The organism is Campylobacter massiliensis (genome assembly GCF_014253065.1).
Lineage (GTDB): Bacteria > Campylobacterota > Campylobacteria > Campylobacterales > Campylobacteraceae > Campylobacter_A > Campylobacter_A massiliensis.
The window spans coordinates 673134-699099 of the sequence record NZ_JACLZK010000002.1; the positions used below are offsets into that span (position 1 = coordinate 673134).

Below are 25966 nucleotides of genomic sequence, written 5' to 3' on the forward strand. Positions count from 1 at the left end.
TCCACTCGCGCGTAAGACGGCGGTAAATTTAAACTCGCCGCCATGCTTAACGCAAAAATCGTCACCGTTTCTTATAAAATTTAATACAACAAAAGCGTACCGCTTTAAATTTTAGCGAGCGTAAATTTCACCGAATTTGACCAAAATTTACGACAAAAATAGTCTCGGCTTTAGCTTTAGCAAGCAAACATACGCCGCCAGCGCGCTTTGCTCTCTTATGTAGTTGCGATCTCCGTTTAAATTTAGCCTCTCGATGATGCACTCGCCGTCTTTTGCATAAGCTCCTACAAATACCGTCCCCACGGGCTTTGCCTCGCTACCGCCGTCAGGTCCCGCGATCCCGCTGATAGCTAGCGAAAAGTCCGATTCGCTCGCCTTTAGCGCGCCTTTTAGCATCGCCATCACGCACTGCTCGCTCACTGCGCCGTAGGTTTGTAAAATTTCATCGCTAACGCCCAGCCAGTCGCGTTTCATCTCGTTTGCGTAGGTCACTAGCGAGCCGTTAAACGCCGCCGAAACCCCCGCAAAAGCGCCAAATTTAGCCGCGGCAAGCCCGGCCGTGCAAGACTCGGCAAATGTAAGCTTTAGCCCGCTTGCTATAAGCGTGCTCGCAACGTGACGGAAAACATCCTCGCCTTCAAAAAATTTGCCCGAAAATAGATTTTTCGCACCGTTTATAAAGCCGCCGGTTTGGCCAAATTTGTTCGCCTCTACTCTGATTAGAGCCAAATTTGATAAAATTTGAGACGAATAAATCTGCACTTCATACGTTTTTGCCAGCGGTTCGAGCAGGATTTTCGCGCTCTCCTCGTCGATATCGACCAGATGAAAGTAGCCGAAATCTCGCTGCGTTTTGATATCTATGGCAGGCAGTTTTTGGTTCGCGTCGGCCTTTAGTAAATTTACGTAAGTTTGATTTAGTTTGATTAAAAAGCCCTCGTCGCTAAATTTTTCAGCCCTACTCGGAGCTAGCATTTGCGGGGATTTTAGCTCCAAAATATCGCCGCTTAACGTAGCTAAAATTTTAGCCGCGACGGAGCAGTTTTGACTCGACGCGTAGATACAAAGGCTGTCCGAACGCGCGCAAAGATGCTCGATGATAAACGGCAACTCCTTGTCGCTTTTGCTAACGAACCTAAACTCGCCCAGCTCGCCGAAATGCCGCTTGTAAGCGCAAAAAATATAATCCAAAAAAGGCGCGTTTACGCCGATATCTTCGCCGATGATCAGTAGTGCGTTTTTCACTGTTTTCTCCTTTAAAAGCCGAAAACATCTTACATAAATTTAGCTTAAAATAGCGTTTTTTCAGTAGCGTTTAATCGCCGTTTGGATAAAATCTACCAATTTTTTACTTCAAGGCGAACCTATGGATTACAAAGATACATTATTGCTTCCAAACACCGAATTTCCCATGCGCGGCAACCTGCCGGAAAACGAACCCAAACGCTTAAAATCGTGGTTTGACGATAGAAAAATCTACGAAAAAATGAAAGCCAAAAGGCAAAAAGCCGCTAAAAGCTTCACTCTGCACGACGGCCCTCCCTACGCCAACGGCAACATCCACATCGGACACGCGCTAAACAAAACCCTAAAAGACATCATCTTAAAAACGCACTATTTCTTCGGCGAAAACGTGAGGTTTACGCCTGGCTGGGACTGCCACGGACTACCGATCGAGCAGCAAGTCGAGGTAAAACTGGGCGATAAGAAAAAAAGCCTTAGCAAAACGCAAATCCGCGAGCTTTGCCGCGAGCACGCCAGAGAGTTTATCGAGGTGCAAAAGGAGAGCTTTAAACAGCTAGGTGTCGCTAGCGACTGGGACGACCCGTATCTGACGATGAAATTTAAATTTGAAGCCGAAATTTACAAAACGCTTTGCAAAGTCGCCAAACGCGGACTTTTGATCGAACGAAGCAAGCCGGTGTACTGGAGCTGGGCGGCTAGAAGCGCTCTAGCCGAAGCCGAGGTCGAGTACGAAGACAAAGAAGACTACAGCATCTACGTAGCCTTTAAGCTAGGCGAGGAAGCCGCCGCAAAAATCGGCGCAAAAGACGCTCGAGCAGTCATTTGGACGACCACGCCTTGGACGCTGCCGGCAAACCAAGCCATCTCGCTAAACCCGAGCGAAATTTACGTTTTAACGGCTGAAAATTTGATATTTGCCAAAGAGATGCTTGGCGAACTAGAAAAAGAAGGGCTAACTAAGGGCGAAATTTTAAAAGAATTCGCCGCCGCCGAGCTTGAAAACCTGCACGCGGTAAATCCGCTAAACGGCAGAAAATCGCTATTTATACTAGGCGATCACGTCACGATGGACGGCGGTACGGGTCTGGTACACACCGCTCCCGGTCACGGCGAGGACGACTACCACGTGAGCCTAAAATACGGCATCGAAGTCATCATGCCCGTCGATGAAGGCGGTCTGTACGACGAGACGCTAAAGGCCAAAAAGTTATTTCCAGACGGCGTAGCAGACGAACTAATCGGCATGCATATCTTTAAAGCAAACGAGAAAATTTTAGAGCTTCTAGGCTCAAATTTGCTAAAAGTTAGCAAATTCGTCCACTCGTATCCGTTTTGCTGGAGGACGCATAAGCCCGTTATCTACCGCGCTACAAAGCAGTGGTTTATCGCTATGGACGAGCCGAAAATCGAGGGCAAAACACTACGAGAAGTCGCGCTAAAAGAGCTTGAAAACGTCAAATTTTATCCGGCAAGCGGTGTAAAAAGGATAGGCTCGATGATAGAAAATCGTCCCGACTGGTGCATCTCACGCCAAAGAGACTGGGGCGTGCCGATAGCGTTTTTTAGGCATAAGGATACCAAAGAGCCGATATTTGACGATGAAATTTTAGATAACGTCGCGGCGATATTTGAGCAAAAAGGCGCTGACGCGTGGTGGGACAGCGAGATAAAAGATCTCTTGCCCGCAAACTGCAAATTTGAGCCGCAAAATTTAGAAAAAGTGATGGACATCCTAGACGTCTGGTTTGACAGCGGCTCGACGTGGGCTGCTGTGCTAAAAAGCGGCGACTACGATGCGGGTAGCTATCCGTCCGATATGTATCTAGAGGGCAGCGATCAGCACAGAGGCTGGTTCCAAAGCTCGCTACTACTAAGCTGCGCTGCGCAAGGACGAGCGCCGTATAGAAGCGTGCTCACGCACGGCTTTACCGTCGATGAAAACGGTCAAAAGATGAGTAAAAGCAAGGGCAACGTCGTAGCTCCCGCAGACGTCGCTAAAACCTACGGCGTGGAAATTTTGCGCCTTTGGGTTGCGCTTAGCGACTACTCCAGCGACCTAAAAATCAGCGAAAACATCCTAAAACAAGTAAGCGAGCAGTACCGAAAAATACGCAATACGATAAGATTTCTACTAGCCAACGTAAACGATCTAGAGGATATCGAAACCTCAAATTTCAACATCCTAGACCGCTGGATACTAAGCCGCGCGAAAAAAACATTCGACGAGACCGAAGCTGCGTTTAGAAACTACGATTTTTCAAAGGGCTTTAGCCTGCTGATGAATTTCTTAAGCGCTGATTTAAGCGGCATATACCTTGATATCTGCAAAGACCGCCTATACTGCGACGCCAAAGACAGCGATACGCGCCGCTCGGCTCAAAGCGCCATGGCGCTAATCACAAGAGCGCTCCTACCGCTCATCGCTCCGACGCTAACGTACACCGTGGATGAGGCGATGGACTATGCGCCTAAGATCATAAAAAACGGCGCGGCGGATGCATTTGATCTAGAGTACGCGCCGCTAGATTTTGAGTTTAACGTAGACGACGAGCTGCTAGTCGCTAGCCGCGAGAAGTTTTTCGAGCTAATCGACGTACTCAAAAAAGACAAAAAGATAAAATCAACCCTCGAGCTAGTGCTGCAAACCAGCTCAAATTTGATCCTGAGCGAGGATATAAACGAGATCAGCGACTGGTATATGGTTAGCGACGTCCAGAGCCTAGACGGCAGCGACAGTCTAGCTGAATTTGACGTCGGAAACGATAAATTTAAACTCGTTTTATCGACGCGCCACAAGTGCCCGAGATGTTGGAAATTTACCGCTAAGCACGACGGAGAAACCTGCCCGAGATGCGAAAAGGTATTAAAAAATGTCTGAGCCTATCTCCGCTTGGTTCGTCGCGGCAACCATCGCGGCCATCCTCGCGGTCACAGCCGCAGGTATCGTAGCGGTAAATAAATTTAAGGATAAAAAATGATAACTTTAAAAGAGGCTCTAAAGCTAAGCGCCGGCGAAGTAGCCGAGCTTAGAAATGAGCTGGAAAAGAAAATTTTCGCAGATAGAGAGCTTGGCGCTTACGTCGAGCAGTTGGCAAATTTGCCACTTGATAAACTGGGCGCGGGCGTGCCGATCGCCATAAAAGACAACATCCAGGTAAAAGGCTGGAGCGTAACGAGCGCGTCTAAAATTTTACAAGGCTACATCGCGCCTTATAACGCGACGGTTATAGAAAAGCTGCTAGCAGCGGGCTTGGCGCCTTTTGGCCGTACGAATATGGACGAATTCGCCATGGGAAACACGACCGAAAACAGCTACTACGGTAAAACACTAAATCCGCTAAACCGCGAAAGAGTGGCGGGCGGTAGCTCGGGCGGCTCGGCTGCCGCGGTCGGCGCAGGGCTAGCGGTGGCTGCTCTAGGAAGCGATACAGGCGGCTCGATACGCCAGCCTGCGGCATTTTGCGGTTGCGTGGGACTAAAGCCGACCTACGGACGCGTGAGCCGCTACGGTCTGGGCTCATACTCTAGCTCGCTAGATCAGATCGGCCCGATAACGCAAAACGTCGAGGACGCCGCGATCCTATACGATATCATCGCGGGACACGACGACAAGGATAGTACGAGCGCGGATATCAAATTTGAGAGCGTCGCGGACAAGCTAAACGCGGATAAAAAACTCACGATCTGCGTCATCGAAAACTACATAAACGAAGCCTCGGAAGAGACCAAAAAGGCGCTTTTAAAAGCGGTAGAAATTTTAAAAGCCGCAGGCCACAAAATAATCTATAAAAATTTAGAAAACTCAAAATGCGACATCGCAACCTACTACATCATCGCCACAGCCGAAGCTAGCGCAAATCTTAGCCGCTTTGACGGCATAAGATACGGACGCAGAGCCGAAGCTAAAAACTTAAAAGAGCTCTACATCAACTCCCGCTCGGAGGGATTTGGCGAAGAGGTAAAAAAGCGAATTTTGCTCGGTACTTTCGTACTTAGTAGCGGATACTACGACGCATACTACATCAAAGCGCAAAAAGCTCGCGCCCACACTAAGGCTAAGTACGAGCGAATTTTGAGCGAATGCGACCTCATTTTGATGCCGGTCGCCCCTAGCACGGCGTATAAATTCGGCGAACTAAAAAACCCGCTAGACTCCTATCTATCAGACATCTATACGATCAGCGTAAATTTAGCCGGCCTACCCGCCATCTCGGTTCCGGTAGCCAAGGACGCTGACGGCCTAAACGTCTCGGCTCAGCTCATCGCAAAGGCGTGGGACGAAAAAACGCTGCTAGAAGGCGCGCTTAGTTTAGAAAACTCTATAAAAGGATAAACGCATGAAGATAGTTACGAAGGCTCTCACCTTTGACGACGTTTTGCTCGTCCCGCAGTACTCCGAAATTTTGCCTAAACAAGTAGACATAAAAACGCGCTTTAGCAGAAACGTGGAGCTAAACATCCCGATCGTATCGGCTGCGATGGACACCGTCACCGAGCACCGCGCGGCGATCATGATGGCGCGCCTGGGCGGTATCGGCGTCATACATAAAAATATGGACATACAAAGCCAGGTCAAAGAAGTCCGCCGCGTGAAAAAAAGCGAAAGCGGCGTAATCATCGATCCTATCTCCATCTCGCCAAATGCCAGCGTAGGCTCCGCGCTTGATATGATGGCGGATCTACATATCTCGGGCGTTCCCGTCGTAGACGAGGAAAATAAACTGATAGGAATCCTAACCAACCGCGATTTGAGATTTGAGAACGATAGAAGCGTCCTCGTAAAAGACAGGATGACCAAAGCCCCGCTAATCACCGCTCCAAAGGGCTGCACGCTAGACGATGCGGAGAAAATTTTCTCTCAAAACCGCGTAGAAAAACTACCTATCGTCGATAAAGACGGCCACCTAGAAGGCCTCATAACCATAAAAGATCTAAAAAAACGCAAAGAGTATCCAAACGCAAACAAAGACGCATACGGCAGGCTCCGCGTGGCAGCAGCTATCGGCGTCGGGCAAATGGATAGAGCAAAAGCCCTAGCGGAAGCCGGCGTAGACGTCATCGTCATCGACTCCGCTCACGGCCACTCAAAAGGCGTACTAGACACGCTAAGACAAGTCAAAGCCGAGCTAAAAGTAGACGTCGTCGCTGGAAATATCGCAAACCCGGCCGCCGTCAAAGACCTAGCGGAAGCAGGCGCCGACGGTATCAAAGTAGGCATAGGACCGGGCTCCATCTGCACCACTCGCGTAGTAGCGGGCATTGGCGTACCTCAAATTTTCGCCGTCGATAGCTGCTCAGCCGAAGCTGCGAAATACGGCATCCCCGTCATCGCAGACGGCGGACTAAAGTACTCGGGCGACGTAGCCAAAGCCCTAGCCGCAGGCGCTAGCTGCGTGATGGCTGGTAGCTTGCTAGCAGGCTGCGAGGAGACTCCGGGCGAGGTGATAACATTCCAGGGACGCCAGTACAAAGTCTACCGCGGCATGGGAAGTATCGGCGCGATGACGAAAGGCAGCAGCGATAGATATTTCCAAGAAGGCACCGCTCAAGATAAACTCGTGCCTGAGGGTATCGAGGGCCGCGTACCGTTTGCGGGTAGCATAAAAGAGGTCGTGCATCAGCTAGTTGGCGGCCTACGAAGCGCGATGGGCTACATGGGTTCAAAAGATATCAAAACGCTTCAGGAAAAAGCCCAGTTCGTCGAGATCACGAGCGCAGGCCTAAAAGAGAGCCACGTCCACGACGTCGTCATAACGCAAGAAGCCCCTAACTACAAAGTCAATTAGTGCTAAATTTAAAAACCGGCAAAGTAAAATTTAATGAGCCGCTCTATCTGGAGAGCGGCCGAATTTTACCCGAATTTGAGCTCGCTTACGAAACTTACGGCGAGCTAAACAAAGATAAAAGCAACGTCATAGTCGTCTGCCACGCGCTAACCGGTAGCCACCACGCCGCAGGCAGATACGAAAACGAGCAAAAATTCGGCTGGTGGGACGCACTAGTGGGCGATGGCAAGGGCATAGATACGAGCAAATTTTTCGTCATCTGCGTAAATATCCTCGGCTCAAATTTCGGCTCGACAAATCCGCTCAGTATCGAAAAAAGCACGGGCAAGCAGTATCGTTTGCGCTTTCCGGTGCTAACCATCAGCGACGTCGTAAAGGCGCAGATGAGGCTTTTTGAGCACCTGGGCATCGAGCGAGCGCATGCGGTCGTGGGCGGCAGCCTAGGCGGTATGCAAGCACTTTGCTTTGCGATCGAGTTTCCAAATTTCGCCAAAAACGTCATCATCCTAGCCAGCACTTATCAGAGCAAGGCTTGGGCGATCGCGTTTAACAAAATCGCGATCGAGGGCATCCTGCGCGATCCGGGCTTCAAAGACGGCCAATACGACGAAAACGACATCGCCGCACAGGGGCTAACAGGCATGGCGCTAGGACGCATGGCTGGGCACATCAGCTTTCTCTCGCCTAGCTCCATGGACTCAAAATTTGGCCGCAACTACGTCGAAACGGACGGCCTTTACGAGCTTACGGGCCGGTTTCAGGTCGATCGCTATATGGAGTACAACGGCCACGGCTTTCCTAAGCGCTTTGACCCGCTGAGCTACCTTTACATCGTAAAGATGATGAATATCTTTGACTGCACGCGCCACTACGACGACCTGGCGCACGCTCTTTTGCCTATTTGCGCCAAGGTTACGCTGGTCGCATTTAACGGCGATATGCTATTTCCGCCAAGCTGTATGCGCGAGATGCACGAGACGCTGCAGGGTATCGGCAAGGCGTGCGATTATCACGAGATAGACAGCGACTACGGTCACGACGCGTTTTTGGTCGAAGTAGATAAATTTGAAAAAATCATAAAAAAGGTTTTAGATGAGTGAAAATTTAAGCGAGGATTTTGAGAGCAAACTCGCCAAAGCAAATGAAATTTTAAAACAGCTCGGCGATGAAAATTTAAGCCTAGAGCAAAGCGTTAAGCTGCACAAAGAGGGCAAAAAGCTACTCGAGGAAGCAGACAAGATCCTGCAAAACGCAAAGCTAGTGGTAAAGGATGCAGACGATGAATAACGCTACCGCGGCCGTTTGCGCCCTGCAGCTGCCGACCCAGCCCATGAGCGAGTCGCGGCTGGATTATTATTTTAGGATTTGCGCGGGCGAAGGCGCTAGACTCGTGGTGCTCGGAGAGTACGTGCTAAACAGCTTTTTTAAAGAGCTCGAGCTCATGCCAAAAAGCCTCATCAAGGAACAAAGCGAGCGTAAAAAACACGCGCTTGCCGCGATGGCGCAAAAATACAATCTAGAAATCCTAGCTCCGCTCGTACTACCCAAAGGCAAAGGTTTCATCAAGGTCGCGGCGAGATTTAGTCCCGCGTCGTCGCGCTTTTACGAGCAGCAGATCTTGATGCCTTACCCGCACTGGAACGAGGCGAAATTTTTTGCCAACAAAGAGGATGGCGAGCTAAATTTACCCGTCTTTAGCTACGAAAAATTTAAAATCGGCGTGATGTTTGGCTTTGAGGCGCATTTTGACGCGGCATGGGCGTATATGGCGCGCAAGAAAGTCGATGCAGTCGTAGTTCCCACTGCGTGCACGTTTTTTAGCGAGTCGCGCTGGGAGGAGTTGCTAAAGACCCGCGCCTTTACGAACAACGTCTACGTCCTGCGCGTAAACCGCGTCGGCAATCACAAGGCCGCTAGCGGCGAGCAGTGGAGCTTTTACGGCGATTCGATGCTGATTAGCCCATTTGGCGAGGTGGTTTCGCGCCTAGGTAAAAACGAAGAGATGATGGTAGCAAAACTCGAAAAAACAGAACTCGCGCAAGCTAGACACCTATGGGGATTTTCTCAAATTTTACATAAAAGACTAGGCTAAATTTAGCTTTCAGGCGGCAACCAAGATAAAATTTGCCGCCTTTTTTGCAAATTTGCCGAACCGTTAAATTTATTTTGATCTACTGCGCTTTTATCCTGTTTTTATTGCCAAATTTAGAACGCTAAGTTTATTTTGCAAAACCCTACCATTTTTAGCGCTAGCCGTAAAAACCAGGTTCTTTACGATCAAATTTTATCAAATTCATTTTACCGCCGCCTAAATAAATTTGACGCCGGCTTTAGCTCGAATTTAACCCGTCTATCAAAATAGATCACAGCGACTCCTGTTGGTAAATACCGAATTTAACGCAACATCTTCCTCTCTCACGTTGTTTCCAAATTTCTTGCTTTACGCATTAAATTGAAAGCTAAAAATCAAAAACGCGCAAATCTTACTTAGCTTTCCTTTGCGATTTTGATAAATTCCTGCGCTAGTTTTGACAGCTTTTTATCCTCTTTATAGGCCAAAATCAGCGTCTTGGCTAGCGTCGGCTCGCCGATGTCAAAAAGCCGCACCTTATCGGCCTTATCCTCTTTGATAAACTGCGGTATCGTAAAGCACGCGCCGTATCCGGACGCCACGATGGAGTTTGCGATGTCAAAGGTCTCCGTTTCGCAGAAAATTTTAGGCGCAAAGCCCGCCTTTTTAAACGCTAAATCGATCTCCGCGCGGCTTCTTTGACTCTCTTTAGGCAAGATAAATTTTTCGTCTTTTAGCTCTTTTAGCGAGATTTTAGTATCCTGATTTTTATATTTGAGTGAGAGAGGATGCAGCGCAGGTAGCGCTACAAACATATCCTGCGTCTTAATAACCTCGCATTTTAGGCCGTTAGCGTCGATAGGCATTATCAACATACCGATATCAAGCTCGTCGTCTATAATCATTTTTCTTATTTTTAGAGTGGAGAAAATTTGCATGACTTTTATGTTCGCGCCGCTAAATCTTTTGCAAAATTTAGGCAAAGCCTCGGGGATCATGTTGTATCCGTTTTGAGAAAATCCGATGCGGATCTTGCCTCTTTTTGCGCCGCCAAGCTCGTTTAGTTCGGTATTTAAGTCCTCTAGTACGTCAAAAACGAGCTTTGCTTTAGATAGATAAATTTCGCCCGCGTTTGTGAGAGAAACGGGATTTGTTTCGCGGTTAAAAAGCGGCATGCCGATCTCTTTTTCTAAATTTAAAATGCTTTGCGATAGCGATGGCTGCGGGACTTTGAGCGCATTTGCCGCTTTTGTGAAGCTTTTTTCGCTAGCTACCTTTAAAACCAGCTCCATTTGCCTTAAATTCATACTTTATGCCTTTTGTCATAATATTAAAATTATCATATTATATATAAAATAATATTTGACTTATATTAAAATTTGCGTTAATATCCTGAAATTAATTTAAAAAGTTACATATAATATTTAAGCAAATAATAAGGAGGCCAGAAAACGTAAGACCTGGGCCAGAGGATAAAAGGCGTGCAGAGCGCAAAAATGCGACTTTGCGAGTAAAATTCAAAGTTCAAAGGAAAATCAATGAGCGAACAAAAATTTAGCAGAAGAGACTTTCTGCAAACGGCCTGTATCGGCGCGGGAGCCTTGGCACTTAGCGGCTGCGAGAGCGCTAGCGTTTCCGCAGGCAAAAAAGAGAGCGGAAACAAAGCCGGGCTTCCATCTTGCGACGTACTGATCGTGGGCTCCGGCGGTGCCGGACTAAGAGCTGCCGTAGCCGTAAGGAAAAAATATCCAAATTTAACCATCGTCGTCGTAAATAAAGGTATGCCGTCAAGAAACGCTACCTGTATGGCCGAGGGCGGTATAAACGGCGTCATAGACTTTGAGCACGGCGACAGCCACGAGCTTCATGCATACGACACGGTTAAAGGCAGCGACTTTTTGGGCGATCAAGACGCGATCATCAAATTTGTCGAAAAGGCCACCGAAGCCATCTACGAGCTTGACTACGCCGGCATGCCGTTTAATAGACAAAAAGACAGCACCGTAGCTCGCCGTTTTGCGGGCGGGGCTAAATTTGAGCGTTGCAACTATGCCGCGGACAAAACGGGCTCTATTATGATGCATACTTGCCTTGACGAGGCGATCACGACTGGAGTCAAATTTCTACTCGATCACTACCTGCTAGATATCGGTATGGATAACGGCGTATGCGAGGGCGTGGTGCTAAGAGACATGCAAACGGGCGACGTAGTGCCGGTGCTGGCAAAAGCCGTGGTTTTGGCTACGGGCGGCTATACGAGAGTATTTTTTAACCGAACTTCTACGCCTTTTAACGCTTCTGGCGACGGTATAGCGGCCGCTCTTAGAGCAGGCGTAGCTTTTAAAGACCCGGAGATGCTTCAGTTTCACCCTACCGGAGTAGCAAACGGCGGCGCGCTTATCACGGAGGCAGCGCGCGGACTAGGCGGCAAGCTGATAAACAATCAAGGCGAGCGCTTTATGTCTAGATACTCTAAAAAAATGGAACTAGCTCCGCGCGACATCGTAGCTCGCTCGATAGAGACCGAGATCCGCGAGGGACGCGGCTACGGCGAGGGCATGGGATCTTACGTACTGCTTGATGTCACACATCTAGGCGAGGAAAAGATCATGCACGAGCTACCGCAGATCCGCCACGTCGGACTACTTTTTGAAAATATGGACCTAGTTAAAGAACCGATAAAAATCCGCCCGACCGCACACTACTCGATGGGCGGTATAGAGATAGCCAAATTTGACGATATGAGCACGCATTTGTCTGGGCTTTTTGCCGCAGGAGAGACGTCGTGCGCATCTATCCACGGCGCAAACCGTCTAGGCGGAAACAGCCTAACCGATGCCGCGGTAACCGGCAAACTAGCTGGCGAAGGTGCAGGCGAATACGCATCAAAGAGAACGGGCTTTGGTTCCGGCAAACTTAGCGCCGAGCTGGCGGCAAAATGGAGAGTTAAATTTAAAGAGTTAACCAGTGGCGGTGGCACGTCAAACGAGATGTATGATCTGCGAGAAGAGCTAGGCAAACAAAATTGGGACAATATGGGTATCTTTAGAACGAAAGAAAAACTAGAAGCTCTACAAATCAAGCTCGAGGAGATACAGGCTAGATACGATGCACTAAAGATCCCAAATCCAAATCCTATCTACAACACCGCGATCACGGACTATCTGGAGCTGGGAAATCTCATCCTACTAGCGCGCTGTGCGTGCCTAGGAGCGCTAAATCGCAACGAGAGCCGCGGCGCTCACACTAGAGAGGACTACCCGAAGCGCGACGACGTAAATTTCTTAAAACACAGCATCGTTACGCTAGTTGACGGCAAACCGCAGCTTAGCTACAAAGACGTCGTCATCACGAAATATCCAGTCGAAGAGAGGAAATACTAATGAAATTTATCATCGACCGTTTCGACGGACAGCAAAAATATAAACAAGCCTATGAGCTTAGCATGGACGAAGTAAAAGGTCAGACGCTATTAAGTCTGCTACAGCACATCAAACGCACGCAAGACATCACGCTAAATTTTACCGCTGCTTGCCGCATGGCGATATGCGGTGCTTGCGCGGTGAGAGTAAACGGCCACTCCTATCTCGCCTGCGATACCAAGATGGAGGAGCTGCTAGAGGAGTATAAAAATCCTAGCTCCATGACTATCTCGCCTCTAAATAACTTTAGAGTGATCTCCGATCTAGTCGTGGACTGGGAGCCGAGTATAGAAAATTTACGCAAGATAAAACCGACCATCACGCCGCAAGAGGCATTTTCAAACAAACACGGCTGTAAGCAGACCCAAGAGGAAGTAAATCGCATCAAAAAGCAGTGGGACTGCATCCTATGCGGTTGCTGCGCGTCCGAGTGCAACAAACTAGAAGCGGACGCTAGCGACTATATGCAGCCGTTCGTATTTACTCACGCATACCGCGCCGCGGCCGACTCTCGCTCAAAAGACCCGATGATACACGTAAAACCTTCCGTCATGAACGGGCTATGGAACTGCGTGCACTGCCAAGAGTGCGCCGATCGCTGTCCAAAGGGTATAAGCTCGTTTAGCGATATCGCAAATTTACGCGTTAAAGCCGTAGCAAACGGTCTTGACGAGGGCGAAGGACCGGGACATGCGACGGCGTTTTTAACCGATATTGTAGAGGGCACCGGGCGACTAAACGAGATCAAACTCGCGCTTCGCTCCGAGGGCGTCATCAAAAATATGGGCAAGATGGACATCGCCTTTAACTTAATGGGCGCTGGCAAGATGAATCCGCTGCATATATTTGAGGGCGATGAGATCGAAGGCCACGAAGACCTAGTAAAAATGATAAAAGCCGCGCGCGCCGCGAGCAAGGAGTAAGAGATGAGCGCACAAAACGAATTTGCATTTTTCCCTGGCTGCGTCCTAAGTCAAGCAGCAAAAGAATCCAAGATGTCGCTCGAGGCGATCGCGCCGATCCTTGGTATCAAACTACACGAGATAAAAGGCTGGAGCTGCTGTGGAGCCTCTCAAGCTCAGTGTATAGATCCGATGGCCGCGCTCGTCGCAAACGCTAGAAATATCGCTCTAGCCGAGCAGATGAATATGCCGGTACTCACCACCTGCTCCACCTGTATGCTCACGCTCACAAAGGCCAAAAACGCCCTCGATAAAGGCGCAAAAGAGCGCATAAATACCTTTTTAAAAGAAGGAAACATGCAGTATCAAGGCACGAGTGAGATAACGAGCCTGCTTTGGGTGCTTTATCAAAACGTCGAAACCCTAAAAGCCAAGGTCATAAAGCCGCTTTCAAATTTAAAGGTCGCATTATTTTACGGTTGCCACAGCCTGCGCCCCGAAAAAGAGCTGGTTAAAGAGAGCTCAACCAACCCAAATAGCTTTGAAACCGTCGTAGAAGCCATTGGCGCAAAGATCGTGCCGTTTGAAAAGAGGCTTGACTGCTGCGGATTTCACGCGAGCTATCCTGCGGTAAAATCGGTACAAAAAATGTCCAGCCAGATCGTAGGCAATGCCGACAAAAACGGCGCTGATTGCGTAGTGACGCCTTGTCCGCTCTGCCAGATGCAGCTTGACATCTATCAGGAGCGCTATCAAGACGCGCAAAACTCGGACGTGAGAAAGCCTATCATCAACCTTTCGCAGCTAGTGGGCCTTGCGCTCGGGCTTAGCAACGAACAGCTAGGTCTTGATCTAAACATCATAGACGCGACCAAGCTGGCTTAAATTTTTCCGCGCCGGTGCTTATTTGCGCTCTTTTGGCGCGGAAACGTTCCGTTAAATTTGACGGCTTAAATTTTAGACTATTAGGTTTTACTTGGTGCCATTTTTAAATTTAAATAAACATCCCCCCAAGATGATCCCAGAACAAAGTCTCTTTTTCGTCATGTGCCATTTTTCTTCTTTAACGCCCTACAAGGCTCTGACTTGTAGGGCTCGCTCGAATACATAAAAAATACTAAATAGAAAACTACTTACTCAAAAGCAGAATTAAGTAATAGCTTTCTTAGCATTACAGTACCCATAGCAATGCATCAAGTAGTATTGGTATCGATTCTTTCGTTTTCTCGCAACCACTTCTCTATAGCTTCACGGCGATACATTATGCTTCGCCCTATTTTCACATAAGGTAGCTTAGGGCCGTTATTATTTTTCATTCTCCACTTAGCAAGAGTATCTGGCGTGACGTTTAGTGCTTCGGCAACTTCTTCGTCTTTGATATATTGATTTTCTAAAATCATATCTATTTCCTAGTAGTTTAATTTTGCGCGATTATAGTGTACTTTTCTCGCTGAATCCTTAAGATAGATATTAATATTTTTGATGATTTTTACGAAATTTAATGATTTTAAGTATAGTATAAGTCAACTCATAATACAAAAACTACTTATCTATATAGCGAGTTGGCTTAAAAAATAATAAATTTATATTTTAGATTGGACTTTTTAAGGATTGCTTCTAGGTATCATAAAATTGGCGATAAACATCGTTTTTTATAAAATTTCATCGCTGTTTCATGAGGCTATTTTTGTATTTTAAAATAAATTTTATGAAATTTTTAGTCCCCATTCTGTGATTTTTGAATGCCAATACTCAAAAACCTCCCTTTTTTGCCTTTTCAAATTTCGCCCTTTGATAGCTTTAATCAGATTTTATGATATTGCGTAAACGGTGATTGATCTATGCAAAGAGACAGCACTTCTTCGCTAAAACCAAGCCTTTCTTCTACATTTAGCTCAGACAAAATAGTTCTAAGCGAGCTTCTAAACCCGTGCATATCCATTACTCCGTCGTACCCTATCTTTTTTAGAGCTATGCGCATGCTATTGTCGCTGATTGGCTCGCCGTATTTTACGCCTTCAAATACATACTGAGATTTTTGCGTACTAAAGCTTTTTTGAGCCCTTAAAAACTCTATCGCCGCATCCGTAAGAGGCAAAATAAACTCTTCACCCATCTTCATATCGGTATTTTTTATGCGCCACTTTTTTAGCAAATCAACATCTTCCCATTTCATAAACCTAGCATTTGACGGTCTAAGTGCATACATAGCTACCCATTTTATACAGTTTTTGATATGAATGCTGCCCCAGTATTCGTTTATGTCGGTCAGTAGAATTTTAAATTTATCTATATCGACTATGGCTTTTCTTGGGGTCTGCTCTACCTTTATAAATTTTTGGAGAAATTTTGAGAAAGTATTCGCGTTGGATTTACTTTGATGATTCCTTTTATAATCGCAAAATCAAAAACCTGATTAAGTCTGCCTAGAACCTTTTTGACAGTGTCGCTCTTTGGGTTATCCTCGTCCTGAAGCGATCTAAGCGCATTTAAAAATAACGGAGTTGCCTTTGATGGCTTTTTTATAGTTTCTATATCCACGTGCTTTACGATATCGAGCAAATTAAACTCAAATCTACTCATCTCCGATTTTAATGTTTTAAATTTTTGGGTTTTTAAAGCGTCCTCTTTATATATAGCCCAAAGTTCGCCGAAATTTTTAACAAGAGAGTTATTTCCGGATACATCCTCTCCAGATTTTATCTTGCGTAAAATCTCAATAGCGTCATCGCCTGCTTGTTTTATACCATAAACAGCCTTTATCCACTCGCCTAAGGTCTTAGTTGTATAGTTACCGCCTTCTAGCTGGTATTTAAATTTAAAAATTTTTCCGCCTGTAGCGTAGCAAAAAAGCTTTAGGCCATTAATGCCCTTGACACTAAACTCTTTTTTGCCTTCTAATATATTTATACGTTCTATTTCTTTTTCGGTTGAAACCTCCATTTTTTAACCTTTTAGTTTATTTTAAGCCAACTAACGCACTTTTTGTGGCCAAATTTTTGGGCTACTAACGCACTTTTTATTGATTTTAGATATTTTAAACCCCTAAATTTAGGGATTTAAAACAAAGGCGCGTTAGTAAAAATGCGCTTGAAGTACGATAAAATCGATATTTTATGCAACTGACGCATTTTACAATTCGTAGTTTTTTTACAACTAACGCACTTAGAGTAACGCAGTATTGAGAGGAAATTACGGCAACTTTTAGAGATCAAAAGTAAACAAAATAAGGCATAATATTGCTTAAAACGACGTATTTTAGGTATTTAGATAAACTATAAAGAAATAGAAAAAATCAGAGAAAATAGTATGGTGGCGGACAGAGAGGGACTTTCCGCCATCTTATATATTTTTGTTGCCATTTGCTGCCTTTAAAAGCCCAAAATACAGGGTTTTTTATGTTAAATTGTATTATACAAATTTTCACCTTTATCTGCTATTATTTTATGTAATAAAGTTAGAAATTTTATGTAACAAATAAAATACTGGTATATCGATATTATAAGTGATTTTATAACCAAAAACCGTCTTAAATTTGTGACAAATTTAAGAACAAATTTTGATAAGATTTTCTCTCTCAATTCAAATCCCTTTTAGGGCATAGGGTTCAAATCCCTTTAAGTCCACCTCTGTTATTTTGTCTTGCATACACAGTGCCATACGACAACGATCGGACCAAATAGATCAAAAAATATTCGCAAGAAATTTACTCCACCTACATAAGGACGAATTAAATTGTGACCTTAACGAAATACAAGGATGCTCTAAAAATATTTATAAAAACTCATCGCGTCGCTAAAAGTAGTCTTTTGGATAAATTTGACGAGAAAACGGAAAAGAATATGAAATTTTATAACCAAAGATAATCTTAACATGGGGGGGGGATTAATTGGATGCACTATTTTGTTGCAGGCCCTACATGTTCATGCAAGCCTACAAAAAGCTAAATTTGCCATTTTCGCAGATCCGCAAAATCTAATACCAGCTTGCGTAGCTTCATCCAAGTTGTACGCTTTTTGTTCGTATAGGCACTTGCCCTGTAAGCGCTCGATCCGCCAAACTCGGCGAAATATTTATTTAAAATGCTTTTTAAACCTTTACTCGTGTATGGATTTTAGGCATTATGCGATAATATCCGTCTTGCCAATATTGCCCACTTTGCGCAGTATTTCCATTATATCCGTCCCCTTTTCCTGTTCGGCTTTTAGGAAATTCTCGAAAAACTCGCGCTTTATATCTTTATAAACATAGGTTTGGCTTTTACTCGTGGCCTGGATAGGTTTAAATTTATTCTCTCCGGGTGTTTCTTTAGGAGCTTGATCGCTTACTGCACTTTCTCTTAGGGCTATATTTTGCAGTATGTCTGCGATGCTCTCGCCTTTTTTAAATGCATCTTTTAAGAAATTTAAAAACTCTTTTTTAGTTGCTTCGTCTGCGTAGCTCACCTGTTTTACCATCTCTTGTCCCCAAAAGACCGCAGGTCGTTTTCCTGATATCCGGTCAAAATTTAACTTACCGTCTTTGAGTGAGATTTTAACCTTTGCATTCTCTCCTAGTATCTTTTCGGCGGCAACCTCAAGCCATTTATCTTTAAATTTTTCCAAATCCATATCGGAGTCTAGTAGCTTTGCCATATCGACCGCCATTTTAAGTCCGATACCTTTTGTGTGGCCAACGCCAAAGCTTCCTAGATCCACATTAAACGCACTCATAAACCCGTCTACGCTAAAAACATCGTTTTCCATGCTTGAATTGCTTTGCAAGACCTTCGTGCTATCTATAAATTTCTTTAGCTCTGCGACCTCGCCCTTGCTCATGTTTGGATCAAGCCCGTTTATCTTGCCCCAAACGCTGATTTTATCATCTTCCGTATAGCCGCTTAGCGAATACGCTTTACGCACAACCACGGGATCATAAGGTTTATATACCGGTTTTTTAAAGCCCATTTTTATAGCAAGAAGCCTATTTTGCTGCTTGTCGTTTAGTCTTGAAAACTCTACGTTTTGCGCCCAAACGGCAAGCTCGTTTTCGTCCAGTTCGTCAGGATCGAGAGCATAATAATCAATAGGTTCGGTCAAATTTGATCGAGACGGCGCCGAATTTGAGGTTAAATTTATAGCCTCTTTTTCCTCGTGTGCTTTTAAATTTCGCTCATGAGCGCTACTAAAATCATAATTTACGTTTGCGTTAAATCCGTTTACACCGCTTATCATATTAATCCTTTTATGCTTTTACGTCAAATTTGCCTAGTTTTGCTAGTTGACTTAAAATTTCAGTTATATCCGTCCCCTTTTCTCGTTCGGCTTTCAGGAAATTTTCAAAGAATTCTCGTCTGATGTCTTTATCTACGTATGTTTTGCTTTTACTGGTGGCTTGGATGGGTTTAAACGCCGTCGCCTCGCTTGTATTTTCCTTAAATTCAGCCCTGCCCTCAAGTAGATTTTGTATATCCAGACCTTTTTCTATCGCATCCCGCACGAATTTTATAAACGCCTTTTTGCTCTGCTCGTCCTTATACTCGATACTCTCAAGCTCCCTAAACTCCACGGGAGCCTTGTTTTTATTAATGACTATCGTGATATTTTCGCCATCTACGGATATTCTTTCCGCGCCGCTCTCGCCCAAACGCTTCAGCACGGTATATTCAGCCCACCTATCCTTAAACTCGTCCACGCTCATATCGGAGTCGAGGATTTCCATCCCCTTATTCCCTGCATTATATTCTATGCCCAAAAATGGGTATTCGCGGTTTATGTATTTTTTCGTAAATTCATCGACGTCGGTCGTATCGTATTCCGCCAAATCCCGAGTAAGCTTATCGAAACCAAATGCCCCGCTACTATTTATAAATTTCTTCAGATTTTCCGCTTCGCTCCTACTAAAAGAGCCGTCTAACCCGCTTATCTTACCCCATACGCTTATCTTTTCGTCCAGAGTATATCCGCTCAGAGAAAAAACGCCTCGTATATTAGCCGGTGCACCGGGCGGGAGCTTTTTTATCTCCCTGATGGCCGCTTGCATCTCTTTGATGTTAAAGCCTATGTCGACAGCTTTTAGGCTTGATACGTTTTCGCTATTTTTTGGGTTCGCTTGATTTGTCGAATTTGGCTGTGCGACCGCCACATTCGAAGCCTGATTTGAGGTTAAATTTATAGCCTCTTTTTCCTCGCGTGCTTTTAAATTTCGCTCATGAGCGCTACTAAAATCATAATTTACGTTTGCGTTAAATCCGTTTACGCCGCTTATCATATTAATCCTTTATGCTTTTACGTCAAATTTGCCTAGTTTTGCTAGTTGATTTAAAATTTCAGTTATATCCGTCCCCTTTTTGCGTTCGGCTTTTAAGAAATTTTCAAAGAATTCTCGTCTGATGTCTTTATCTACGTATGTTTTGCTTTTACTTGTGGCTTGTATGGGTTTAAATTTGGCTTCGGCTCTTTGCTTAGCTAAATTTTCGTTGTATTCTCTCATCTCTTGATTGATTTTTGCTACGGCTTCTTTGTGGGCTTTCGTGGTTTTCTCGATATCTTCCGCATAGAGTTTTTTAAATTCTTCTATACTGATGTCGGTTCTTAACAGCAAATTGGCTCCGACGTCGCTCATCGTAGCTCCTTCTGGTAAAGAGTCTTTAAAAGCGATTAATTCCTCTCGTTCCTCTTTGGTGCCCAGCCCCAAAAGCTTACCTTGGATAGTCGGCTCGCCATCCTTTGAATACCTTTTGAGAGTATTCGCATAAAGCTGTAACACCAAATCTTTTGCCCCATCCATGGTCTCGGGTGGATATTTCATCGACAGCGCTCGCCTCTCGTCCGCAGTATATTTCTTAGAGAGTATGCCGTCTATTTTATCTATGGTTTTTGTTATCCAGCCTTTTTCGCTCTCGTCTATATCTATGATGCTTTCTACCGCATTTTTAATAGGTATATGCATAAGGGCGTCGATTTGGCTTTTTTCTTTTGCCTTGTCTTGTTCTTTTGCAATTTCCGTTTGCTCGTTCGCCAAATTCGTCTTAGCGGTTTTATCTGCAGGAGTTAAATTTGACTTGAAATTTGCCGTAGAAATGTTTAAATTTGAGCCATTTATCATTTTTGATCTCCTAAAATTCGTTTCGGCAGTATATCCTATACATTAATATCGACCTTATTTATTTTATTGAGCTTTTGTAAAATATCCCAAATATCCGTCCCTTTTTCGCGTTCGGCTTTTAAGAAATTTTCAAAGAATTCTCGTCTGATGTCTTTATCTACGTATGTTTTGCTTTTACTTGTGGCTTGTATGGGTTTAAATTTGGCTTCGGCTCTTTGCTTAGCTAAATTTTCGTTGTATTCTCTCATCTCTTGATTGATTTTTGCTACGGCTTCTTTGTGGGCTTTCGTAGTTTTCTCGATATCTTCCGCATATAGTTTTTTAAATTCCTCTATACTAATATCGGTTCTTTGTAGCAAAGCAGCTCCGACGCTGCCCATCACAGCGTCTTCGGGCAAAGAGTTTTTAAATGCTTTTAGTTCCTCTTGCTCCTCTTTTGTTCCGAGCCCCAAAAGCTTGCCCCAAATAGTCGGTTTGCCGTCTATCGAATCGGATTGTAATAACCTAGAATACCTCGCCAGCATGCCTTCTACAGCTTCTTCCATGGTTTCGGGCTCTTTGGCTCGCAGGGTTTTTATCTGCTCGGGCGTATATTTCTTAGACAATATATCATCGATTTGGTTTATGACTTTAGTTATCCAGCCTTCCTCGCTCTCGTCCACCTTGATAACTTCGTCCGCAAGTTCCTTGATAGGTCTGCTTTGATATATCTGAATTTGTCTTTTTACGTCTTCTTTGCTTTTTGAAGCCTGCGTTTGCTCGTTCGCCAAATTCGTCTTAGCGGTTTTATCTGCAGGAGTTAAATTTGACTTGAAATTTGCCGTAGAAATATTTAAATTTGAGCCGCTTATCATTTTCAATCCTTTAAGACTATATCGGATAAAAACGACTTTTCTTTAGCATAAACCAAGAAGCCAATTGTAGTAATAAAATATCAGGCTAGATATTCGTTTCGCCTTTAGGGCGGACGGTTTCTTTTTGAAACGCCTCCAGCCTTAGTGCCAGTTTATCCACTATGCTATCCGGCGTTTCGTTCTTGTGTAGACCCATAAGCCCGTCCCCTAGAATTTTCTTTAAAAATTCCTTTATGATTTTGGTATTTTTTAGAAAATCGGATATGGTTATAGGCATATCGTCAAAGCTTTGGCTTCTCATATCTTGCGCGTATGTTTGGACTTGATCCGTTAGCCTAGTTTCACCGCTATCGCTCGCTATGGGCGGGAAGCCTTTTAGAAACTGCTGCAAAATATAATTCAAACAATCCATAAAAGTCATAGCCTCCTATTACCTCTCTCATTTCTGAAGCGCTTAGAAGAAAACAATATTTATACGGGAGAATTCGTCAGGTTTGCAATCACCGGCAAAGAGGAGGTAAGGGTTAAATTTAGAAAAAAAATTAAAAAGACTAACGAGCTCGGCAAAAGCACATATGCTCAAGAAAAAACTGTGTTTAAAAAGAAATGGGATGCATCCATTCTGGATAGAGCCGAAAAGAAACTCAAGCCCCTAGTCAAATTTAGTAGGCCGCAGTTTAAAACTATAGATAGCGGCAACAAAGAAAGGCCAAACGATTTGGCTGACGTAAATATTGCCCCCTGCGTTGCAACAAGTTAAACCAGTCGGAGAGCCTTTAAAAGAATTTAAAGATAAAAGAGAAAGACGAAATTTAAACTTTATTATTGTAAAATACAGTATATTAATATAATTAAGGGTAATATAAGATACTTTAAATTAGAGTATACTAATTTATTTTAAAGTATATTAAAGTAAAATATCTTATGATTTATAAGGATAAAAAATGAAAATAGCCGTAATCAACAAGAAGGGTGGCGTAGGGAAAACGCCGTTTGCTTTTAGTATAGCAAAGGATTTAGGGTATTTTTTGCAATCAAACGATAAATCATGCATAGAAAATATTTATCCCAAGAAGGCTAAAATTTTAGATAAAGTTCAAAGTATAGACGATTGCGTTTACGACTTCGGAGGATTCGTCGCAGGAGGCGTCCTGGACATCTTAAAAGGCTGCAAAGCTATCATAGTGCCTTGTACTCCTTCTTATAATGCCGTTTTGAGGACCGTTGAAACCGTCGAGGAGATCTCGCACGTCAACCCCGGCATTATAATAATAGCTACCAACTACAAGGACGACAAAGAATTGGAGTTTTTAAATTCTAACTTGAAGAACAGATTTGAAAATATTCCGATGTTTTACTTTAAAAACTCTAAAATAGTAAATAATGCTATTAATACCGGGTTATCATTTACGGAGCTTTATAATGAAAACGCTTTATCGCAAAGAAGTTACCAGCTTTTCTTTGACGAATATCAATCGCTACTTACAAAATTGAAAGGATAAATCATGGCAAAAAATATGGAGCTAGATATAGATTCGGTTTTAAAAGGAACTGGGGCTAACCGCACGTTTAGCTCAGAGGATAAAAAAGAAAGAATGGGCAGACCCAGGCTTGAAGAGGCGAATAAGGCGAATAAGCGTATAACCCTATACTGCACCGAAGCCGAGTATAATTTCGTAGAGGAATACTGCAAGAGAAATTTCATTAGCAAAAATTTACTCCTACGCTCGTTGATCAATAAAAAAATGGATACGGAGGAATAAAAATTTAAGATCGTGGGGCAAGTTGCAGCTCTTGCCCCTCCAGTTTACCTATCGCTCAACATCTTCACCTTTTGCAATATCGCCTATTTTTTGTTTTTGTACGGTTTTTTCGGAATGTTCTTTCAAGAGCTCAAACGATCTAGCGACAAAGGTGCTTTTATGATTTTTATTGACGGCTACTTTATCAAGTTCCGCGTTGATCTTCCTGTCGTCTTCTCTAAGGAGTTCTAAGATATTCATGCGGCCATACTCTTGACTTTCGGAGATGATTCGCCTTAAGTCGTTGTTTTGCATTTTGAGCTCCAATATTCTTTTCTCGTTTTTGCCGATTGTTTCTTCCATGGAGTTTATGAAGTTGTTTAAACGCCTAAAAAGCCGCTAAATTTAATTTCGTCGCATATAAGAGAAGTCCTGCTTTGCTGATTGTAGGTCAAATTTGAAGGAGCTAGAGTATCTCCAGTGGATAGATTTTCTAATTCAAACACTACCGCGTTAAGTGTTCTTTCATAATATCCGCTAGCCCTAAAGCCCTTAAAATCAACGAAATTTACCTCTTGCCCGTCTTTGGCGAAAAGCCTGTCTAATATCTTTTGTCCTGGAGACTCAGACTTCGTCCTCCAGGACAAAGCCTGAGAGGTGTCGCCAGTGCTCGTTACATAATAAAAACCTTCTCCTCCAGGAGTTGCCTGGAGTATGGATATATCCTGTCCTTGCCCATTTTCATCGTTCGCAATGTCTCTATGTATCCCTGATAAAGATTGATCTCCGCCGCTTTTAGTATCTCCAGATCCGTACTGCCCGCATCCCTCATTTGTTTGGCTATCGGAGTCGAAAAGACTTTGAATTCTACGTTCTCTTGAATTTGCGCTGCCGTCAAGAGCTCCGTCGCGGTTACGTTCAAGCTCTCCTGGCTGTAACCCATCAGCTCCAGGTGCCTGCACCATCTGTGTATTATCATCATGCGGTAATACGGCACGTCCGTATTCATCCACTCGTTGAAGATTTGGTCGTATGTTTTCTCGTTCAGAGTCCTTTTGAGCATCGTCCAATCCACTTGAAATTCCATCGGTTCTATTCCCGTACCGTTGCTCATATCCTCCCTTATTTGAAGATATTCCTGGTATTTCTTCAAGGCCTCCTCGTCCTGCTCCTTCTGCGCGTCCAGGTATGCTTCTAGATATTTGTCCTCCTCCTCCGGCGTCATCCCCTCCCGGGACGGGCGAGGATACAGCATCAATACCTCTCTCATCTCCTCCTGCGTTAGCTCGTATTTGCCTATCTTGATCTTCTTTTCCATCTTCCGTCCTTTCCTTTATCGCTTCGTCTAGCCGCTGGTTTATAGCATCCATTTGAGCTAAATTTGCTTCGCTGAATAAATTATCGCCGCCTTCGTTCCACTCTCTTTTACGTTTTGCCATATTTTAGCCTTTTAATAAAATCGCTTAGCTAAAATACTTGATGTTATTTTAGTATACTGAAGTTTAAAATATACTTATTTATTATTAATAACATTAAATAAATATAAGATAGAGTACTTTAACTAAGCGTATTATCTTTCTTTGATATCTTGTTGAATTTGTTTGCCCTATTCTTTGGCCAGCTTGGTTTCCACGAGATAATCGGTATAGTCAAAGCCTTTTTTGATCGGCTGCGACCAGCCCATTTTTTTAAATATTCTCTCCCAGTCGATTATCTCTATATTTTTACAAATGCCCGTTAGCTGCTTTTTTACGGCTTTTGCGCCGTTTGCCCCGGCTTCGTCGTGATCGTAACATATCGTCATATTCGTATCTTTGAATAAATTCAAATATCTATCTTCTATTTTTGCGCTGGCCGAGCCCAAAGTAACCGCCCTTAAACCTTTGGCCAAGGCGTTAAGGCAATCTTTTTCGCCTTCCATTAAAAATATGGGCGCTTGCAGATCGTTTCTGTATGATACTAGGTCGGCCATATTAAATGGGCAACGTCTCCTGTTTTTTGAAAACATAAGCTTTGGTAGCTGGATCATATTCCCGTCTTGACCCATAAAAGGGACGGGTTTTTGTTGTATTTCCAGAGGGTCAAGCAATTTCCGAATTCATCGCGTATAGGCATTATCAGTCGATCGGCTTTTTTGGAGTAGCTGTGAAATTCTACCATCAGATCGATCACTGAGCCGCCCCACCCGCTCCCGAAATCTTTGATTTTTCCGTTGCGAGGTTTTATTGAAGCCGACGCCGTATGCTCGCTCCTTAGCTTAAATTTGCCGTTTTTGTCTATTTCGTAGCCCAAATGGTTTAAGATATAGACCGTTTGCGTTTGTTCTTGCATCATAAAAATCCTTAAGCCCCAAACCCCCTAAAATAGGGCATTCCGCACTTTAAGCTTCGCCAGGCCTTGCCGCTCATAAACCTTAAACTAAAAACATACCATTCCAAAAAGCCCTAAACTAGGGCTTTCTTCTCTTTTACTATTGAAAACAAACATTTTCATGAGTAGAAATTCACCGCAATACGAAAAACATACGAATATTTTCGTATATTGCGGCAAAAAACGCCTATTTTAGGCATTTTTTATAAAGCTATCTTGTTATCTATCGTGTACTTTGCGGCTTTGCTCAAAAAGTCTGATCTATTGGTCGTTAGCTTGCTGATAGATTTTAGTAGTTTTTCAGGGAGGATTACGTTAACCCTTACTTTCTTTTCGATCGGCGCGGGCTCTCTAATCTCTTCTCCTTCCACTATCAATACGTCAAGCAAGCAAGAAAAAGCTTCTATTTGCACAAGAAAGGGTAGCACAGCTGCAAAAAAAGGATACTCGCTTTTAGAAGCTTTGTATCAAACCTCTTTAGACATGGG

The 25966-nt window shown here is 44.2% G+C and carries 27 protein-coding genes; 11 read left to right on the plus strand and 16 right to left on the minus strand.

Annotated elements, in window-relative coordinates; all coding sequences use genetic code 11:
- Window positions 1-147 precede the first annotated feature (147 nt).
- Window positions 148-1245: a CinA family protein gene (locus tag H7R39_RS09925; RefSeq protein ID WP_185899069.1), complete on the minus strand. Its 1098-nt coding sequence runs from the start codon at window positions 1243-1245 to the stop codon at window positions 148-150.
- 121 nt (window positions 1246-1366) lie between these two features.
- Here H7R39_RS09925 and ileS point away from each other — a divergent pair, with 121 nt between their 5' ends.
- The 6 genes from ileS to H7R39_RS09955 all read left to right on the plus strand — a co-directional run bounded on the left by ileS (window position 1367) and on the right by H7R39_RS09955 (window position 9123).
- Complete coding sequence (gene ileS / locus H7R39_RS09930; protein ID WP_185899070.1) at window positions 1367-4123, plus strand: isoleucine--tRNA ligase; 2757 nt, start codon at window positions 1367-1369, stop codon at window positions 4121-4123.
- A gap of 96 nt (window positions 4124-4219) precedes the next feature.
- A complete protein-coding gene (gene gatA / locus H7R39_RS09935; RefSeq protein ID WP_185899071.1) occupies window positions 4220-5578 on the plus strand; it encodes an Asp-tRNA(Asn)/Glu-tRNA(Gln) amidotransferase subunit GatA in 1359 nt (452 codons plus the stop codon).
- Window positions 5579-5582: 4 nt separating this feature from the next.
- The gene (guaB, locus tag H7R39_RS09940; protein ID WP_185899072.1) at window positions 5583-7031 is read left to right on the plus strand and encodes an IMP dehydrogenase; all 1449 of its coding nucleotides are present in this window, start codon (window positions 5583-5585) and stop codon (window positions 7029-7031) included.
- Window positions 7031-8131, plus strand: coding sequence for a homoserine O-acetyltransferase MetX (metX, locus tag H7R39_RS09945; RefSeq protein ID WP_185899073.1), 1101 nt, complete (start codon window positions 7031-7033; stop codon window positions 8129-8131). Before guaB ends, metX begins: the two co-directional genes overlap by 1 nt.
- The gene (gene xseB, locus H7R39_RS09950; RefSeq protein ID WP_002948190.1) at window positions 8124-8318 is read left to right on the plus strand and encodes an exodeoxyribonuclease VII small subunit; all 195 of its coding nucleotides are present in this window, start codon (window positions 8124-8126) and stop codon (window positions 8316-8318) included. Before metX ends, xseB begins: the two co-directional genes overlap by 8 nt.
- Window positions 8311-9123, plus strand: a complete 813-nt coding sequence (locus H7R39_RS09955) for a carbon-nitrogen hydrolase family protein (protein ID WP_185899074.1) — start codon at window positions 8311-8313, stop codon at window positions 9121-9123. Before xseB ends, H7R39_RS09955 begins: the two co-directional genes overlap by 8 nt.
- Before the next feature lie 395 nt (window positions 9124-9518).
- On the opposite strand, the gene H7R39_RS09960 is transcribed toward H7R39_RS09955, so the two are convergent.
- Window positions 9519-10409 carry a LysR family transcriptional regulator gene (locus tag H7R39_RS09960; RefSeq protein WP_185899075.1) on the minus strand — a complete coding sequence of 297 codons (891 nt, stop codon included), beginning with the start codon at window positions 10407-10409 and terminating at the stop codon, window positions 9519-9521.
- A gap of 231 nt (window positions 10410-10640) precedes the next feature.
- Here H7R39_RS09960 and sdhA point away from each other — a divergent pair, with 231 nt between their 5' ends.
- The 3 genes from sdhA to sdhE are packed head-to-tail and all read left to right on the plus strand — an operon-like array spanning window position 10641 to window position 14311.
- Complete coding sequence (sdhA, locus tag H7R39_RS09965) at window positions 10641-12485, plus strand: 8-methylmenaquinol:fumarate reductase flavoprotein subunit (protein WP_185899076.1); 1845 nt, start codon at window positions 10641-10643, stop codon at window positions 12483-12485.
- Window positions 12485-13447 carry an 8-methylmenaquinol:fumarate reductase iron-sulfur subunit gene (sdhB, locus tag H7R39_RS09970; protein ID WP_185899077.1) on the plus strand — a complete coding sequence of 321 codons (963 nt, stop codon included), beginning with the start codon at window positions 12485-12487 and terminating at the stop codon, window positions 13445-13447. The genes sdhA and sdhB overlap by 1 nt, the downstream gene beginning before the upstream one ends.
- 3 nt (window positions 13448-13450) lie before the next feature.
- Window positions 13451-14311: an 8-methylmenaquinol:fumarate reductase membrane anchor subunit gene (sdhE, locus tag H7R39_RS09975; protein WP_185899078.1), complete on the plus strand. Its 861-nt coding sequence runs from the start codon at window positions 13451-13453 to the stop codon at window positions 14309-14311.
- A gap of 308 nt (window positions 14312-14619) precedes the next feature.
- Here sdhE and H7R39_RS09980 read toward each other — a convergent pair whose 3' ends face one another.
- The 8 genes from H7R39_RS09980 to H7R39_RS10015 form a co-directional block, all read right to left on the minus strand.
- Window positions 14620-14826, minus strand: a complete 207-nt coding sequence (locus tag H7R39_RS09980; protein ID WP_185899079.1) for a helix-turn-helix domain-containing protein — start codon at window positions 14824-14826, stop codon at window positions 14620-14622.
- A gap of 404 nt (window positions 14827-15230) precedes the next feature.
- Window positions 15231-15758, minus strand: a complete 528-nt coding sequence (locus H7R39_RS09985; protein WP_185899429.1) for a tyrosine-type recombinase/integrase — start codon at window positions 15756-15758, stop codon at window positions 15231-15233.
- The gene (locus H7R39_RS09990; protein ID WP_185899080.1) at window positions 15755-16369 is read right to left on the minus strand and encodes an Arm DNA-binding domain-containing protein; all 615 of its coding nucleotides are present in this window, start codon (window positions 16367-16369) and stop codon (window positions 15755-15757) included. Before H7R39_RS09990 ends, H7R39_RS09985 begins: the two co-directional genes overlap by 4 nt.
- 1178 nt (window positions 16370-17547) lie before the next feature.
- Window positions 17548-18639 carry a hypothetical protein gene (locus H7R39_RS09995; RefSeq protein WP_185899081.1) on the minus strand — a complete coding sequence of 364 codons (1092 nt, stop codon included), beginning with the start codon at window positions 18637-18639 and terminating at the stop codon, window positions 17548-17550.
- A 10-nt stretch (window positions 18640-18649) separates the two neighbouring features.
- Window positions 18650-19675 (minus strand): hypothetical protein, encoded by a 1026-nt coding sequence (locus tag H7R39_RS10000; RefSeq protein ID WP_185899082.1) that lies wholly within the window; start codon window positions 19673-19675, stop codon window positions 18650-18652.
- Between the two features lie 9 nt (window positions 19676-19684).
- A complete protein-coding gene (locus H7R39_RS10005; protein WP_185899083.1) occupies window positions 19685-20512 on the minus strand; it encodes a cell surface protein in 828 nt (275 codons plus the stop codon).
- Between the two features lie 35 nt (window positions 20513-20547).
- Window positions 20548-21366, minus strand: coding sequence for a cell surface protein (locus tag H7R39_RS10010; protein ID WP_185899084.1), 819 nt, complete (start codon window positions 21364-21366; stop codon window positions 20548-20550).
- An 85-nt stretch (window positions 21367-21451) separates the two neighbouring features.
- Window positions 21452-21778, minus strand: a complete 327-nt coding sequence (locus tag H7R39_RS10015; RefSeq protein WP_185899085.1) for a hypothetical protein — start codon at window positions 21776-21778, stop codon at window positions 21452-21454.
- Between the two features lie 532 nt (window positions 21779-22310).
- Here H7R39_RS10015 and H7R39_RS10020 point away from each other — a divergent pair.
- Together H7R39_RS10020 and H7R39_RS10025 are read left to right on the plus strand one after the other, a co-directional pair.
- Window positions 22311-22868 carry a P-loop NTPase family protein gene (locus H7R39_RS10020; RefSeq protein WP_185899086.1) on the plus strand — a complete coding sequence of 186 codons (558 nt, stop codon included), beginning with the start codon at window positions 22311-22313 and terminating at the stop codon, window positions 22866-22868.
- 3 nt (window positions 22869-22871) lie between these two features.
- Window positions 22872-23129 carry a hypothetical protein gene (locus H7R39_RS10025; RefSeq protein ID WP_185899087.1) on the plus strand — a complete coding sequence of 86 codons (258 nt, stop codon included), beginning with the start codon at window positions 22872-22874 and terminating at the stop codon, window positions 23127-23129.
- Between the two features lie 48 nt (window positions 23130-23177).
- Here the strand turns inward: H7R39_RS10025 and H7R39_RS10030 are convergent, their stop codons facing one another.
- From H7R39_RS10030 to H7R39_RS10055, 6 genes are all read right to left on the minus strand, one after another.
- Complete coding sequence (locus tag H7R39_RS10030; protein WP_185899088.1) at window positions 23178-23423, minus strand: hypothetical protein; 246 nt, start codon at window positions 23421-23423, stop codon at window positions 23178-23180.
- A 65-nt stretch (window positions 23424-23488) separates the two neighbouring features.
- Window positions 23489-23755, minus strand: a complete 267-nt coding sequence (locus H7R39_RS10035) for a hypothetical protein (protein ID WP_185899089.1) — start codon at window positions 23753-23755, stop codon at window positions 23489-23491.
- Between the two features lie 26 nt (window positions 23756-23781).
- Window positions 23782-24426, minus strand: coding sequence for a hypothetical protein (locus tag H7R39_RS10040; RefSeq protein WP_185899090.1), 645 nt, complete (start codon window positions 24424-24426; stop codon window positions 23782-23784).
- Window positions 24427-24714: 288 nt separating this feature from the next.
- The gene (locus H7R39_RS10045) at window positions 24715-25137 is read right to left on the minus strand and encodes a toprim domain-containing protein (protein ID WP_185899091.1); all 423 of its coding nucleotides are present in this window, start codon (window positions 25135-25137) and stop codon (window positions 24715-24717) included.
- Window positions 25134-25442, minus strand: a complete 309-nt coding sequence (locus tag H7R39_RS10050; RefSeq protein WP_185899092.1) for a hypothetical protein — start codon at window positions 25440-25442, stop codon at window positions 25134-25136. The genes H7R39_RS10045 and H7R39_RS10050 overlap by 4 nt, the downstream gene beginning before the upstream one ends.
- Window positions 25443-25681: 239 nt before the next feature.
- On the minus strand, window positions 25682-25849 hold the full coding sequence (locus tag H7R39_RS10055; protein WP_185899093.1) for a type II toxin-antitoxin system HicB family antitoxin: 168 nt from the start codon (window positions 25847-25849) through the stop codon (window positions 25682-25684).
- Window positions 25850-25966 lie beyond the last annotated feature (117 nt).

What these genes read in the sequence shown, in the direction of transcription:
- ileS (WP_185899070.1), top strand. Translation starts at nt 1,367, where the DNA reads ATGGATTACAAAGATACATTATTGCTTCCAAACACCGAATTTCCCATG.
- gatA (WP_185899071.1), top strand. Translation starts at nt 4,220, where the DNA reads ATGATAACTTTAAAAGAGGCTCTAAAGCTAAGCGCCGGCGAAGTAGCC.
- guaB (WP_185899072.1), top strand. Translation starts at nt 5,583, where the DNA reads ATGAAGATAGTTACGAAGGCTCTCACCTTTGACGACGTTTTGCTCGTC.
- xseB (WP_002948190.1), top strand. Translation starts at nt 8,124, where the DNA reads ATGAGTGAAAATTTAAGCGAGGATTTTGAGAGCAAACTCGCCAAAGCA.
- H7R39_RS09955 (WP_185899074.1), top strand. Translation starts at nt 8,311, where the DNA reads ATGAATAACGCTACCGCGGCCGTTTGCGCCCTGCAGCTGCCGACCCAG.
- H7R39_RS09960 (WP_185899075.1), bottom strand. Translation starts at nt 10,409, where the DNA reads ATGAATTTAAGGCAAATGGAGCTGGTTTTAAAGGTAGCTAGCGAAAAA.
- sdhA (WP_185899076.1), top strand. Translation starts at nt 10,641, where the DNA reads ATGAGCGAACAAAAATTTAGCAGAAGAGACTTTCTGCAAACGGCCTGT.
- sdhB (WP_185899077.1), top strand. Translation starts at nt 12,485, where the DNA reads ATGAAATTTATCATCGACCGTTTCGACGGACAGCAAAAATATAAACAA.
- sdhE (WP_185899078.1), top strand. Translation starts at nt 13,451, where the DNA reads ATGAGCGCACAAAACGAATTTGCATTTTTCCCTGGCTGCGTCCTAAGT.
- H7R39_RS09980 (WP_185899079.1), bottom strand. Translation starts at nt 14,826, where the DNA reads ATGATTTTAGAAAATCAATATATCAAAGACGAAGAAGTTGCCGAAGCA.
- H7R39_RS09990 (WP_185899080.1), bottom strand. Translation starts at nt 16,369, where the DNA reads ATGGAGGTTTCAACCGAAAAAGAAATAGAACGTATAAATATATTAGAA.
- H7R39_RS09995 (WP_185899081.1), bottom strand. Translation starts at nt 18,639, where the DNA reads ATGATAAGCGGTGTAAACGGATTTAACGCAAACGTAAATTATGATTTT.
- H7R39_RS10000 (WP_185899082.1), bottom strand. Translation starts at nt 19,675, where the DNA reads ATGATAAGCGGCGTAAACGGATTTAACGCAAACGTAAATTATGATTTT.
- H7R39_RS10005 (WP_185899083.1), bottom strand. Translation starts at nt 20,512, where the DNA reads ATGATAAATGGCTCAAATTTAAACATTTCTACGGCAAATTTCAAGTCA.
- H7R39_RS10010 (WP_185899084.1), bottom strand. Translation starts at nt 21,366, where the DNA reads ATGATAAGCGGCTCAAATTTAAATATTTCTACGGCAAATTTCAAGTCA.
- H7R39_RS10015 (WP_185899085.1), bottom strand. Translation starts at nt 21,778, where the DNA reads ATGGATTGTTTGAATTATATTTTGCAGCAGTTTCTAAAAGGCTTCCCG.
- H7R39_RS10020 (WP_185899086.1), top strand. Translation starts at nt 22,311, where the DNA reads ATGAAAATAGCCGTAATCAACAAGAAGGGTGGCGTAGGGAAAACGCCG.
- H7R39_RS10025 (WP_185899087.1), top strand. Translation starts at nt 22,872, where the DNA reads ATGGCAAAAAATATGGAGCTAGATATAGATTCGGTTTTAAAAGGAACT.
- H7R39_RS10030 (WP_185899088.1), bottom strand. Translation starts at nt 23,423, where the DNA reads ATGCAAAACAACGACTTAAGGCGAATCATCTCCGAAAGTCAAGAGTAT.
- H7R39_RS10040 (WP_185899090.1), bottom strand. Translation starts at nt 24,426, where the DNA reads ATGGAAAAGAAGATCAAGATAGGCAAATACGAGCTAACGCAGGAGGAG.
- H7R39_RS10045 (WP_185899091.1), bottom strand. Translation starts at nt 25,137, where the DNA reads ATGATCCAGCTACCAAAGCTTATGTTTTCAAAAAACAGGAGACGTTGC.
- H7R39_RS10050 (WP_185899092.1), bottom strand. Translation starts at nt 25,442, where the DNA reads ATGATGCAAGAACAAACGCAAACGGTCTATATCTTAAACCATTTGGGC.